Origin of the sequence: Labrenzia sp. THAF82 (assembly GCF_009363435.1) — a bacterium.
GTDB classification, from domain to species: domain Bacteria; phylum Pseudomonadota; class Alphaproteobacteria; order Rhizobiales; family Stappiaceae; genus Roseibium; species Roseibium porphyridii.
On the sequence record NZ_CP045354.1, the window covers coordinates 414,537 to 427,337 of the forward strand.

The window sequence follows — 12,801 nt, forward strand, 5'->3', positions numbered from 1 at the left end:
TGACGTCTGATCGCCACCTTGTTCCCAGCTTCTTCCGGGATGCAATAGGCAAGATGCCCTTGGTAATCTTAGCAAGAGCCGGGCCAAAGTTGTTGGGCTCTTGCCGTGATGTTCTGCAAGGGACAATCGCCCAATCGTTTCAAAGGTTAGGGCGATTTTACCAGTTAAGATGCCTAAAAAAACGGCAATTGATAAAAGTTTTGGCGCGGGACGGTTGCACGGAAGGGGTTGCCCTTAGGGACATGTTCCGGTTTTTTAGAGTTCAACAGTCGTTAGGCTATGCACCTTAGACTGAGATTGCAGTTTGTGCGTTTCCCTGTTTTACAGGATGACATGCGAGGGATCCCCGTGATTGCAAGCCTGGCCGGCCGCCTGACATCCGCGGTTGTAATGTTTGCCGTATTGTTTTTTTGCCTGGTTCCTGATGAGGCCAGGGCCGATATCGGTGCGTTCATTCTCGTCGACGCAAAATCGGGTGCGGTGATCGACCAAAAAAACGCAACTCGCAAGTGGTACCCTGCTTCCTTGACGAAAATGATGACGGCGTATGTCACCTTCAAAGCGATCCGTGAAGGCCGTGCGACCCTGAACTCCGCCGTGGTTCAATCGAAAAATTCCATATCTGAGCCACCCAGCAAGATGGGTTTCAAGGTCGGAACGCGTTTCACAGTCGATACAGCGCTCAAGATCATTCTTATCAAGTCGGCAAACGATGTTGCCGTGGCGCTGGGCGAGGCAATCTCGGGTTCCGAAGCAGCCTTCATTGCGGCCATGAATGCTGAAGCCAGGCGCTTGGGCATGACGAACACCCGTTTCACCAATCCTCACGGTTTGCCGGATAACGGTCAGGTGACAACTGCGCGAGACATGGCGATCCTGGCAATGGCGCTTCGAAGGGACTTCCCGGAATCACGGGATTTCTACAAATATCCCGGAATTCGTTTTGGCAAAAAGACGCTTCGCTCGGCAAATCGGGAGTTCCTGCTGCGTGTTCCCGGAGCAAACGGCATGAAGACGGGATACATCTGCAATTCGGGTTACAATGTTGCAGCAAGCGTCTCCCGCAAGGGCCGGACATTGATTGCGATTATTCTTGGGGCTGGTTCAGGTCTTGAGCGAACAGCATTCGCCCGGCAGCTTTTTGACAATGGGTTTCGCAAGCGCGGTGGCCAGAATGTCAGCACCCTGACGGGGTCATCCGGAAACCCACCTGCAAACGGGTACTGCCGGCGAAACAAAAGCCCGGGACCGAACGGGTACATGGCCCGTTTCGATATGCAGAACGAGAAACGGGGTGGTTTTCTTTTCTTCAAGGCCGACAAGACCAAAGAAAAGAACGCCGATGCCAGTGGCTACACCAAATCGAATGGCAAGCCTGACTGGGCGAAGATACTTGACCGGACGCTCGGTCCACGACGTCTTGCTTACAAACCCTTGCAGGTAAGCCTTGGCAATCCGAGTGGGCGGCCAGCAGCCGGCGCATCAACTTCAGCGCTTGAGGTCCTGGCGCCTGCTGAGAACATTCCGCTGCCCGTTGCCAATCCGATGCGCCGTGCCGAGATGCAAATCCGTGCCAAACTTCAGCAGACTGCCGAGGCAAGTGCCGTGGGTGCAATTCCGCAAACAGAGCAAGTCGCTGGCGGAGATTCCTCTCCGGCCGCACCCGGGTCAATCTTCCGCAAAGGCCTCGATTTTTCCGTTCCGGTACCGACTCCCAGCCCTCGCAGACAATAACAGATCGGTCGATAGCTGAGCTAAGCCTTTGTAAGGATGCGCAGAAAAGTCGGTTAACCCTTTATTTACGCTACTCCTTAACAGTGTAGTAAGCATTCTCTTGGGTGGGCATTTGCCCGCCTGAGTGAGGCAATGACACGTCAGGTCATCCGGGCATAGAACATGCCGAAACTAAAGAAGCGAGTGATCGCATGATGATTGAACCGAGATCCACTGCCACAATCAAGGCGCTCGCCAGCCTCGCTGAACTTTCCGCCAACCAGTTGGAAGAAGGGGTTTCGGTTGAGGAAGTCATCGCAACATTGCGGAAGGCCGCGGAAGCGGTGCGTATTGTTGTCGATGCAGATGAGCAAGATCAGGCAGACTTTGACAATGAGGATCTCGCTCAGGATCTGACTCCAATGGATCTTTCAGCCGGCGAGAATGGCGTGGACGCGGACAAAGAAGCTGAAACGGCTGAAGCCGAAGAGCCCGTCCTGAACGCCGGGTAACTCTCGCCGAGTGTCGGCAAACATCCAAACACCTTTGACCTACTCCTGAAAAGAATGCTAGCGGTGCCGCATGAATTGCACCCTGCCCGGCAGTTCTACGATCAGGAGACTTCGACCTCATGACTTCTGCCAAAGAAGCAACGGACCAGCCTGCGCAAAAGGGGCCCAAGCCCCCTATCCCGCTTTCCGTCCTGACCGGCTTCCTCGGTTCGGGAAAGACCACTTTGCTGAACCAGATTCTAAATGACCCGGCCATGGCCGACACAGCGGTTATCATCAATGAATTTGGCGAGATCGGTCTTGACCATCTGTTTGTTGACCAGGCTGGAGAGGGAATTATCGAACTTTCGTCCGGTTGCCTTTGCTGCACGATCCGAGGCGATCTGGTTTCAACTCTGGAAAACCTGTTACGCCATCTCGACAATGGCCGTACGGAGCGCTTGAGGCGGGTGGTAATCGAGACCACTGGTCTTGCCGACCCAGCGCCGATCCTGCACACCGTGATGCTGCATCCCTATCTGGTCATGCGCTATCGGCTGGACAGTGTTATCACGCTCATCGACGCTGTGAACGGCTTGTCGACCCTTGAAAACCACGAAGAAGCCCGCAAACAGGCTGCGGTTGCGGACCGCCTGGTCTTTACGAAGAAAGATCTGATCGAATCGGAGGCGGAACAAGCGGAATTCGGACAGCTTTTGCGGAAAATCGAAACGCTGAACCCCGGTGCAAGGCGACTGGATGCGCAGTCTGGTGAGGCGACGCCGACCACCTTGTTCAATGCAGGCCTTTACGATCCTGACAGCAAGATACCGGATGTGGCGGCCTGGCTGAATGCGGAGGCTTATGAAGGCTCCGGGCATGACCACGACCATCACGATCACGCGCATCACCGTGGCCACAGCCATGGACATAGTCACAACCACGGTCATATTCATGGTGAAGGTCATGGCCACGACCATCCGCATGACGTAAATCGGCACAGCGAATCCATCCGCGCATTTACTTTGGCTACCGACAGGCCTGTGCCAGCATCTGCTCTCGAAATGTTCTTGGATTTGCTGCGCTCTGCACATGGGCCGAAGCTCTTGCGGGTTAAGGGCATTGTGCAACTGGCGGAAGATCCCGAGCGGCCGGTTGTCATCCATGGCGTTCAGCATGTCTTTCACCCGCCCGCAACGCTTGAGGCCTGGCCGGATGAAGACCATAGAACTCGTATGGTCTTTATCACCAAGGATCTGCCTGAAGGTTTCGTACGCAAGATGTTTGAAGCGTTTTCTGGTGCTTTGCTTCCGGATACCCCGGATCACCAGGCTTTGAGCGAAAACCCGCTTGCGGTATCGGGTTTCACAAGTCCTGTCCGGTGATTAGTGCGGCGAAGGCGTCTGCGTCGCATCGCAAATTGTTGCCGAAATCGATCAATCTTTCTTTCGGAGCCGGATCAGACCTTCCTGTGCCGTTGAAGCGATCAAGACCCCCTCTTTCGTGTAGAGCGAACCGCGGTTCATGCCACGCGAGCCTGATGAAGACGTGCTGTCGGTGGCATAGAGCAGCCAGTCATCCGCGCGGAATGGACGATGGAACCACATGGCGTGATCAAGGCTCGCCGCCTGAATCTTTGGGCTGAAGACCGACGTACCGTGTGGAAAGAGGGATGTGTCCAACAGGGTCATGTCAGATGCGTATGCAAGAACGCACTGATGAATGCGCTCGTCATCCGGCAGCTGTCCGGTGGCCCGCACCCAGACATATTGTTTGGGCGGCAGCGGCTTCTTGCTGAAATAGTGGGTCATGTCGACCGGGCGCATCTCGATCGGTCGCTCCCGTTCCCAATACCGACGGATGTTTTCAGGCGCCAGTGACAGGAATTTTTCCTTAAGTTCCTGCTCGCTCGGCAAGGCGTCCGGTGTTGGCACGTCCGGCATGTCGCTTTGGTGATCCAATCCCTCCTCGCGCACCTGAAAGGAAGCTGCCATTGAAAAGATCGCTTCGCCATGCTGAATGGCGACCACACGCCGTGTGGTGAAACTGCCGCCGTCTCGAATTCTGTCGACTTCGTAAATTATGGGGACTTCCGGGTCACCAGGACGCAGAAAATATCCATGCAGGGAATGAACATGCCGGTCTTCAACAACAGTTCTCGACGCGGCGACCAAGGCCTGGCCGATGACCTGACCGCCAAAAACCCGTTGCCAGCCAACCTGGGGGCTGCGACCACGGAACAGATTGCGTTCGAGCGGTTCTAGGTCGAGTATTTGCAAAAGGTTGTCAATGGCCGTGTTCATCGGCGCGATCCTTGTTACATAATGTGCCGAAAAGGTGGGCCTGAAAGTGGCCTCGGCGAGTTTTCGGGTCCAGTCTTGGACGGGGCCTGACGTTAAAGTCAAGATGTCCTTAGGGAAACCGGGGCGGGGAGTAATTGAATGGCGAAACGTAAAAGCGCTGCCGATATGTTCGATGTTGTTATTGCGGGCGGCGGGTATGTCGGCCTGTCCCTGGCCGTTGCGCTCAAGCAAGGCGACGAAAGCATCAGTTGCGCCATTGTTGATCCCAAACCCATGGATCAGCTGCACAATGACCCACGTGCCTCGGCAATAGCTGCTGCTGCGTCCCGAATGCTGACGCAGCTCGGTGTTTGGCCTAAAATCGAAGCCGAATCGCAACCAATCAACGAAATGATCGTCACAGACAGCAAGTTACGCGATGCTGTGCGACCCGTCTTTCTGACCTTCGACGGCGAAGCGACAGAAGGCGAACCCTTTGCTCACATGATGCCCAACGGCGTGATGATGCCCGCGCTCTACAAGTCTGCTAAAAAACTCGGTGTGAAATTCTTTGCGCCAGGAACAGCAGATACATTCCGGACACATCCGGATCAGGTTGAACTTGAGCTGGCGGACGGCACGATTTTGAAAAGCCGGCTTCTCGTTGCCGCCGATGGCGTTCGCTCCAAGCTTCGCGACCTTGCAGGTATCCGAACGGTCAACTGGGATTACGGGCAATCGGGTATTGTCACGACCGTAAAGCATGAGCGACCTCACAACGGCCGGGCTGAAGAACACTTTCTTCCCGCTGGCCCCTTCGCCATCCTTCCGCTTCCCGGGAACAGATCATCGCTTGTCTGGACCGAAAAAACCTCTGATGCCGACAGACTTGTGCGATCCGATGAGTTTACCTTCGAACTCGAACTTGAGCGCCGTTTCGGACATCACCTTGGCACGCTCGAGGTTGATGGCCCGCGGCGCGCCTATCCACTTGGACTGAAACTGGCCCGCGACTTCGTCAATCCGCGATTTGCGCTGATTGGGGACGCCGCACATGGCATACACCCGATCGCGGGACAAGGTCTGAACCTTGGGTTCAAGGATGTTGCCGCGCTCGCGGAAGTGGTTGTCGATGCGCGCCGTCTTGGGCAGGATCCCGGAGGGCTTGATATTCTTGAGCGGTATCAGCGTTGGCGCCGTTTCGACACATTCCAGATGGGCGTCGTGACCGACGTGCTCAATCGGCTGTTTTCGAACGATAATGACGTCCTGCGGGCGTTCCGGGATTTTGGTCTCGGCCTTGTGGATCGCATGCCGGGCATCAAGACACAGTTTATCAAGGAAGCTGCCGGGTTTGCGGGACCCGTTCCCAAATTGCTTTCCGGGGAGCCAATCTGATAGGACATTGCCAGGTAAGGTCTGCTGGGCGCCGGATTTTTATTTGAATGATTGACTATCCAGAGAGTTTCCCGAGGCATCGGTCGATCCTAATAACCGGATGCTCTTCCGGTATCGGCGCTGTGTCGGCCCATATTCTGCGTGGGCGGAACTGGCGCGTCTTTGCAACAGCTCGGCGCCAGGAGGATGTCGACCGGTTGGCCGAAGAAGGGTTTGAAGCCCTGCGGCTAGACTACGAAGACCCCAACAGCATCGAGACGGCAGCCAACAGCGTTCTTCAACTGACTGACCATAAACTGGATGCCGTATTCAACAACGGTGCCTACGCTGTGCCCGGTGCACTTGAGGATATCCCGACGGAGGCGATGAGAGCGCTGTTCGAGGCCAATTTCATAGGTTGGCACGATCTGACACGGCGTTTGATTCCTGCGATGCGCGCAAATAGTGGCGGGCGTATCGTGCAGTGTTCTTCGGTGCTTGGTTTCGTTGCCTTGAAGTATCGCGGCGCTTATACGGCCAGCAAATTTGCTTTGGAAGCCTATACAGACACGTTGCGGCAGGAACTAAAGGGAACGGGTATTCATGTGAGCCTGATAGAGCCGGGCCCAATCGGCACTAGATTTACGGAAAATGCCCTTGAAAATTTCGATCGTTGGATCGGAGAAACTGGTCTCAAGGCCTCCGTACATCGTAAGACCTACGAGAAACGCCGGGTACGTATGGAAGCAGGTGAGCCGGGACCCTTCAAACTGCCGCCTGAGGCGGTGGTGAAGAAACTTATTCATGCGGTAGAGGCCAACCGGCCCAAAGCGCGGTATCATGTCACGATACCGACAAAAGTTATGGCAGCTGCAAAACGTGTTTTGCCCACAAGTCTGCTGGACCGGTTCTGCATTCGGGCTGCTGATAGTGAAGAATAGTGCGCGACATGGGATCCGGAGTTGCCGGGTCATCGCTCTGAAAGAGGACTAACAAGATGGCTGGTGTCATTAATGCACTCATTCCCGTTGGCATGGCGGCCGTAGCCCTGGTTCTGTTTGCCGGTCTTTGGAACATGTTTCGAAACGGTCCTGGTAACCGTTCGCAGATGCTGATGCGCTGGCGTGTCGGTTTGCAGTTTCTGGTGATTGTCCTGGTGATGGGTGGGCTCTATTTCTTCGGGTCCGGTCGCTAGAAACGACTGCAGGAGCAACATCCAAGGGCATTCAAAAATGGTTGTTTTGAACAAGATCTATACAAAAACAGGTGACGACGGTACGACGGCTCTTGGGTCTGGCGAGCGCCGGCCGAAAAACGATCTGCGGATCGAGTCATACGGAACGGTAGATGAAACCAATGCTGTCGTTGGCCTGATCCGGCTGCATACCGGCGATGGTGCTTCAGAGGTCGATATCGTTCTTGGTCGTATCCAGAACGACCTGTTTGATTTGGGTGCGGATTTGGCTACTCCCGAAACCGATCAGGATCTTGGATATGAGCCTTTGCGGATCAGCGACGCGCAAGTGAAGGCCCTCGAAGACGCGATTGATGGGCTAAACAAAGACCTGTCTCCGCTCCGCTCTTTCGTGCTCCCTGGCGGGAGTTCGGCGTCGGCGCATCTTCATCTTGCCCGTACGGTTTCACGTCGCGCGGAACGGTTAATGGTCGAACTTTCAGGCGTGGAGAAGATCAACCCAGCGGCAGTCAGATACATGAACCGTCTGTCTGACTATTTTTTCGTGGCGTCGCGTTACCTGAACGACAAAGGAGAACAGGATGTTCTCTGGGTTCCGGGTCAAAACCGTTAAACGACCAAGACGCACAGAACGAAAGGCATTGGGGCATGTTCATTCCGGTCTATGATCACAACCGGCGGGTTCATGTTCCAATCCCTTACGTCAATCTCACGCTCATTGCTCTCAACGTTCTGATTTTTGTCTTTTTTCAAGGTGCCGGCGCTCAAGAAGCGGTTGCAGCCGCGTCTTATTCGCTCGGATTGATCCCGGTGGTGCTTTTCGACATCCGTGAACTGGCGCCGCAGCTGCAGCTGTTGCCGGAATGGATGTCTATTGTGACATACGCCTTCCTGCATGGTGGCTTTGTGCACCTGATCGGAAACATGCTGTTTTTATGGGTATTCGGTGACAATGTCGAAGATGCCATGGGCCATTTTCGATACTTGCTGTTTTATCTGATCTGCGCAGCGTTTTCGGGTTTTCTCTATGCAGCGCTGGACGTTAACTCCGAGGTGCCACTTATCGGGGCGTCAGGTGCGGTGTCAGGAGTTGTGGCTGCCTATCTGATGCTTCATCCAAGGGTCAAGGTGTGGGTGCTTGTGCTCGGCCGCATCCCCTTGCGACTGTCTGCAATGTGGTTGCTCGGAGCCTGGGTGCTTTATCAGTTTTACAATGTGTTCGCAGCGGCCGAGAGCGAGGTTGCCTGGATTGCGCATGTCGGTGGCTTGATCGCCGGCGCCGTCCTCGTGCTGTTTTTCCGTCGCAAGGGGGTCAAGCTTTTTGACCAGGCCATGTCGTGAAGCGATCGCTTTAGGTTGATTGCCAGACAGCGTCCGATGAACGGCAGGCAACGCCGTCACGATCGATGGATTCTCCCGACGCCAGGCGGATACTTTCCTTGTACGAGCGGCAATAGGTTCCGTCGGTCGTCTTCCAGGTTTTCAACGGAGTTGCCGACCCGCGCGCACCGCTTTGCGGGTTTTGCCAGCTCTGTGATTTTCCGGACAGAGAGCTTTCCAGAACCACTTGCAGGTTCTGCTGAGCGAGGGATCGGTCAGACGACTGCAGACCGATAGCTGATGTTGTCACGTCAGGAGTATTGGATACGGACCCAGAATTGCAGCCCGCCGCTGAAAGTAACAAGCAAAAAAAGACAGGCCCCTTCGTGTGGAGCCCCGCATCCAAAATTTTCAAAGCCGATCCTGCCTCTTGGATCTACTGCCAACCGTTTTGTATCGCTTCGCGCTCTTCCCGCTCCGACAGCGACCCACCGGACTGTTCGCTGTTGCCATTGAAACGTTCATCACGAAACACGCGATTAAGCAGACCTCCAGATCCTGGCTTTTGTGAGGCAGAGTCTCGGGAAGCCGAATTCCCACTATTGCCTGAGTTTCCGCCCCTATCGTTCGAGCGGTCGCTTCCGCCGCCACCGCCACCGCTCTTACTGCTGCCGCTATTGCCGCCGCTGCCCCTATCGTCTCTATCGCTACCACGGTCACCCCTGCCACCACGATCATCGCGTGACTGAGCGAATGCAGAATCGGTATCTTTGACGTCGATTAGAGGATTGAAAAAGGCGATAGAGAATACCAGTACCGAGGCCACGATGCCCGGAAGCATGCGGAACATCGCAGAGAGGCGATCTGTCAATGTTTTCTGGCGGGTCTGGTTCATAAGATCAGGTTTCTATGCGGTTCTCTTGCACGGACATTTTTGAGAGCGATTCCGCGCCTTTTGATCTATAACACGTGAGTGCTCTTCTTTCTTCCCGAAGAATGTCCAAAAAAAGTCGGGATCGAAAGTTTTCATCACGTGTTGTACCCCCGAGAGCGGTTTTGCGGAGAACTTCTTGCCAGAAGACAATATGAAGACGGAGATGATCCGTCTGCTCCCCAAGCTGAGGAGTTTTGCATTGCGGCTGTGCCGGAACCCGGATCAGGCAGACGATCTGGTGCAGACAACGTGTGAGCGCGCAATACGGTCACTGGACCAGTTTGACCCTGCAACCCGCCTGGACAGTTGGATGTTCCGGATCCTGCAGAATCACTATTTCAACTCCGTGAGGGATTCTGCGAACCGGGCCAGGTTATTCGATCTGGCGATGCTTGACTTTGAAGAGAGCTACGACGGCGCGAAGGCGGCCGCCAGTAGCCTTGAATTGCAGAAGGTAAGGGACTTTATCGGCAGATTGGATGAAGACAATCGAGAAGTGCTTTTGAAGATCGCTGTTGAAGGCCAGAGTTACAAAGACGTTGCGGCAGAGCTTGGTGTTCCAATCGGGACGGTTACCAGCCGGCTTGCGCGAGCGAGATTGAAATTGCGAGAATGGCTGGAAACGGACGATACCGCTCCAGAAGTTCCCATACAAAGCATGCCAGGAGGTGTGTTGTGACACTTGAAGAAAAGCGCGAGCAGATCGCCCTCGTTGAGAAAATTGGCAAGATCCTCGATCGGGAAATTGGCGACCAAGACCGAGCCGAATTGCTTTCCGATATTCGGCAGTCGCCCAAGGGCAACGAACTGCTTCGTCTGATGTCTCAAGACGATTTCGTGTTGCAAAGCGCAATGCCTGCGACGATCCCGGATGAAAGCATGGACCGTTTTCAGGGCCTGATTGACCGGGAGTTTGAAAAGCGAGGTGTTGGCTCCACTCCGCGCAGGTTCCCTGCCTGGACGGGGTCGCTTGTCCAGGTTGCTGCGGCGCTGATACTCGTTGCCGGGACTTTTGCCTTCACGACTTTCTGGATGCAGTCCCGCATGGATGATGCCGTTTCGTCTCTCGCTGCGCATATGGAAACCGAACGGATGTTGCTTGCACAATCCGTTCAGGAGGCCCTGGAAACCAAGGTCAGCGGTGAACCGGTCTTTGTCGGACAGGAAGGCAATTGGAGTGAGGTTCTGACACCGATCAAGACATATCGAAGCAAAAGTGGACATTGGTGCCGGCAGTATATTCGAGAAACAACCTTTGGTGGTCTCGACCTATCCATCCGTGGAACCGCGTGCCGGGATGTAAATGGAACCTGGACAACGGTTTTTGCCGAACCGATTTCAGATAATTTTTCACCGAGTTCTTCAGGGATCTGATTTTCTGGACGAAAATCCAAAACTGTCGACGAGCGGCAACCGTGTTTCAATCATCACCAACAACGTGTTCGCCAGGTGATATTTGGTGTTTATGGTAGGGTTTCCCTACCGTTTCGCACCGCCGAACTATCATCTTTGCGACGCGTGTTTTTCTATGCCCGGCAATTTCCCCTTTTAGACCAAATAGCGCAATTGACAGCTGCCTCGCTGGTCAGTACCGTCCCCCGCCATGCGCCACGATTGGCTTGTTTCCGCCGTTTGTGACCTTGCGTCACCGGAGTGGACGAGCCTGCAAAATGCGGTGCGGTGAAAGCCGGCCCAGCAAGAGGTTGAGACCAAATGAAAATCCTCGTACCCGTTAAGCGGGTCATCGACTACAACGTTAAAGTCCGCGTCAAGCCGGATGGTTCGGGCGTCGATCTTGCAAACGTCAAGATGTCCATGAACCCGTTTGACGAAATATCTGTCGAAGAGGCTCTTCGTCTGAAGGAAGCCGGAAAGGCCAGCGAAGTTGTTGTCGTTTCAGTCGGGCCACAGCAAGCAACCGAAACCTTGCGTACCGGCCTGGCGATGGGTGCAGACCGGGGAATTCTGGTCAAGACCGACGAGACGACCGAGCCGCTGGCAGTTGCCAAAATTCTCAAGGGTATTGTTGAAGCCGAAGATCCCGGGCTTGTGATCCTCGGCAAACAGGCCATTGACGACGATTGCAATCAGACCGGCCAGATGCTCGCAGCACTTCTGGGCTGGAGCCAGGGCACTTTTGCCTCCGAGCTTGATCTCGGCGATGGCACGGTTGATGTAACCCGTGAAGTCGACGGGGGTCTGCAGACCGTCAAGTTGAAGTTGCCGGCTATCGTGACAACCGATCTGCGTTTGAACGAGCCACGCTATGCGTCGCTGCCGAACATCATGAAGGCAAAGAAAAAGCCGATCGATGAAAAGTCACCCGATGACTACGGCGTTGACGTAACGCCGCGCCTGAGCGTGGTTTCGACTGCGGAACCCGACGCCCGTGAAGCTGGCATCAAGGTCGGTTCCATTGGCGAGCTCGTCGAAAAACTCAAGAATGAAGCTGGTGTCCTTTAAGGCCCGTCACAGGAGGAAAGAACAATGACAACACTTCTTGTGGCAGAACATGCCGGTGGTGCCTTGAATGATGCAACCGCAAAGGCCCTTACAGCCGCCGTTGCCCTTGGTGCAGATGTACACATTCTGGTTGCCGGCAAAGGCGTCCAGTCCGTGGCAGAGGAAGCGGCCAAACTGACCGGCGCTGCAAAGGTACTGGTTGCAGAGAGTGATGCGCTCGAGCACCAGCTGGCTGAACCGACCGCGGACCTGATCGTTGGTCTTGCGGGTGATTATGATGCCATCGTTGCACCTGCGACTGCCAACGGAAAAAACACATTGCCGCGTGTCGCCGCCCTTCTGGACGTGATGCAGATTTCAGATATCACCGCGGTTGTCGATGCGGAGACGTTCGAGCGTCCGATCTATGCAGGCAATGCCATTCAGACGGTCAAGTCAGGTGACCCCAAAAAGGTAATCACCGTCAGAACATCGACTTTTGCCGCGGCTGAATCGGGTGGTTCGGCAGCGATTGAAACCGTCGCCGGTGCTGACGGTTCGGGACTTTCGGAATTTATCGGGGAAGAGCTTTCCAAATCCGATCGTCCAGAACTGACTTCTGCCAAAATCATCATTTCCGGCGGCCGTGCCCTCGGATCTGAGGAAAAATTCCAGGAAGTCATCATGCCGGTTGCCGATGCGCTTGGTGCAGCGGTTGGAGCGTCGCGCGCCGCAGTCGATGCGGGTTATGCCCCGAACGACTGGCAGGTTGGCCAGACCGGTAAGGTCGTCGCTCCGGACCTCTATATTGCCTGCGGAATTTCCGGTGCCATCCAGCACCTTGCAGGCATGAAGGACTCCAAGGTGATCGTAGCAATCAACAAGGATGAAGAGGCTCCGATATTCCAGGTTGCCGACTATGGCCTGGTTGCCGATCTGTTCGATGTGCTGCCTGAACTTGAGGCTGCCGTTAAGTAAGACCTGCGGCAAATTGAACACGGACCCCGGGGCGAATGAAGGTTTTCGCTCCGGGGTTCTTGCTGTTCG

The 12,801-nt window shown here is 55.0% G+C and carries 15 protein-coding genes; 12 read left to right on the plus strand and 3 right to left on the minus strand.

Features of this window, described 5'->3' with window-relative positions:
* Nucleotides 1-333 precede the first annotated feature (333 nt).
* The 3 genes from FIV00_RS01975 to FIV00_RS01985 all read left to right on the plus strand — a co-directional run bounded on the left by FIV00_RS01975 (nt 334) and on the right by FIV00_RS01985 (nt 3,589).
* The gene (locus FIV00_RS01975) at nt 334-1,734 is read left to right on the plus strand and encodes a D-alanyl-D-alanine carboxypeptidase family protein (protein WP_209006779.1); all 1,401 of its coding nucleotides are present in this window, start codon (nt 334-336) and stop codon (nt 1,732-1,734) included.
* A 191-nt stretch (nt 1,735-1,925) separates the two neighbouring features.
* A complete protein-coding gene (locus FIV00_RS01980; RefSeq protein ID WP_152499244.1) occupies nt 1,926-2,225 on the plus strand; it encodes a hypothetical protein in 300 nt (99 codons plus the stop codon).
* A gap of 119 nt (nt 2,226-2,344) precedes the next feature.
* Entirely contained in the window at nt 2,345-3,589 is a 1,245-nt protein-coding gene (locus FIV00_RS01985) for a GTP-binding protein (RefSeq protein ID WP_152499245.1), read from the plus strand.
* 51 nt (nt 3,590-3,640) lie between these two features.
* Here the strand turns inward: FIV00_RS01985 and tesB are convergent, their stop codons facing one another.
* Nucleotides 3,641-4,507 carry an acyl-CoA thioesterase II gene (gene tesB, locus FIV00_RS01990; RefSeq protein WP_152499246.1) on the minus strand — a complete coding sequence of 289 codons (867 nt, stop codon included), beginning with the start codon at nt 4,505-4,507 and terminating at the stop codon, nt 3,641-3,643.
* Nucleotides 4,508-4,645: 138 nt separating this feature from the next.
* On the opposite strand from tesB, the gene FIV00_RS01995 reads away from it, so the two are divergent.
* The 5 genes from FIV00_RS01995 to FIV00_RS02015 are packed head-to-tail and all read left to right on the plus strand — an operon-like array spanning nt 4,646 to nt 8,399.
* Nucleotides 4,646-5,884, plus strand: a complete 1,239-nt coding sequence (locus FIV00_RS01995) for a ubiquinone biosynthesis hydroxylase (RefSeq protein ID WP_152499247.1) — start codon at nt 4,646-4,648, stop codon at nt 5,882-5,884.
* 47 nt (nt 5,885-5,931) lie between these two features.
* Nucleotides 5,932-6,804 carry an SDR family oxidoreductase gene (locus tag FIV00_RS02000; RefSeq protein ID WP_152499248.1) on the plus strand — a complete coding sequence of 291 codons (873 nt, stop codon included), beginning with the start codon at nt 5,932-5,934 and terminating at the stop codon, nt 6,802-6,804.
* Between the two features lie 56 nt (nt 6,805-6,860).
* Complete coding sequence (locus FIV00_RS02005; RefSeq protein WP_152499249.1) at nt 6,861-7,058, plus strand: twin transmembrane helix small protein; 198 nt, start codon at nt 6,861-6,863, stop codon at nt 7,056-7,058.
* 37 nt (nt 7,059-7,095) lie between these two features.
* Nucleotides 7,096-7,671 (plus strand): cob(I)yrinic acid a,c-diamide adenosyltransferase, encoded by a 576-nt coding sequence (locus tag FIV00_RS02010; protein WP_152499250.1) that lies wholly within the window; start codon nt 7,096-7,098, stop codon nt 7,669-7,671.
* Between the two features lie 35 nt (nt 7,672-7,706).
* The gene (locus FIV00_RS02015; protein WP_152499251.1) at nt 7,707-8,399 is read left to right on the plus strand and encodes a rhomboid family intramembrane serine protease; all 693 of its coding nucleotides are present in this window, start codon (nt 7,707-7,709) and stop codon (nt 8,397-8,399) included.
* Between the two features lie 10 nt (nt 8,400-8,409).
* Here FIV00_RS02015 and FIV00_RS02020 read toward each other — a convergent pair whose 3' ends face one another.
* Complete coding sequence (locus tag FIV00_RS02020) at nt 8,410-8,688, minus strand: RT0821/Lpp0805 family surface protein (RefSeq protein ID WP_209006780.1); 279 nt, start codon at nt 8,686-8,688, stop codon at nt 8,410-8,412.
* A 126-nt stretch (nt 8,689-8,814) separates the two neighbouring features.
* Nucleotides 8,815-9,273 (minus strand): SelK/SelG family selenoprotein, encoded by a 459-nt coding sequence (locus tag FIV00_RS02025; RefSeq protein WP_152499253.1) that lies wholly within the window; start codon nt 9,271-9,273, stop codon nt 8,815-8,817.
* Nucleotides 9,274-9,475: 202 nt separating this feature from the next.
* On the opposite strand from FIV00_RS02025, the gene FIV00_RS02030 reads away from it, so the two are divergent.
* The 4 genes from FIV00_RS02030 (at nt 9,476) to FIV00_RS02045 (ending at nt 12,732) form a co-directional block, all read left to right on the plus strand.
* Nucleotides 9,476-9,991 (plus strand): RNA polymerase sigma factor, encoded by a 516-nt coding sequence (locus FIV00_RS02030; protein WP_152499254.1) that lies wholly within the window; start codon nt 9,476-9,478, stop codon nt 9,989-9,991.
* A complete protein-coding gene (locus FIV00_RS02035) occupies nt 9,988-10,686 on the plus strand; it encodes a hypothetical protein (protein WP_152499255.1) in 699 nt (232 codons plus the stop codon). Before FIV00_RS02030 ends, FIV00_RS02035 begins: the two co-directional genes overlap by 4 nt.
* Nucleotides 10,687-11,025: 339 nt before the next feature.
* Nucleotides 11,026-11,775, plus strand: coding sequence for an electron transfer flavoprotein subunit beta/FixA family protein (locus FIV00_RS02040; protein WP_152499256.1), 750 nt, complete (start codon nt 11,026-11,028; stop codon nt 11,773-11,775).
* A gap of 24 nt (nt 11,776-11,799) precedes the next feature.
* Nucleotides 11,800-12,732: an electron transfer flavoprotein subunit alpha/FixB family protein gene (locus FIV00_RS02045; RefSeq protein ID WP_152499257.1), complete on the plus strand. Its 933-nt coding sequence runs from the start codon at nt 11,800-11,802 to the stop codon at nt 12,730-12,732.
* Nucleotides 12,733-12,801 lie beyond the last annotated feature (69 nt).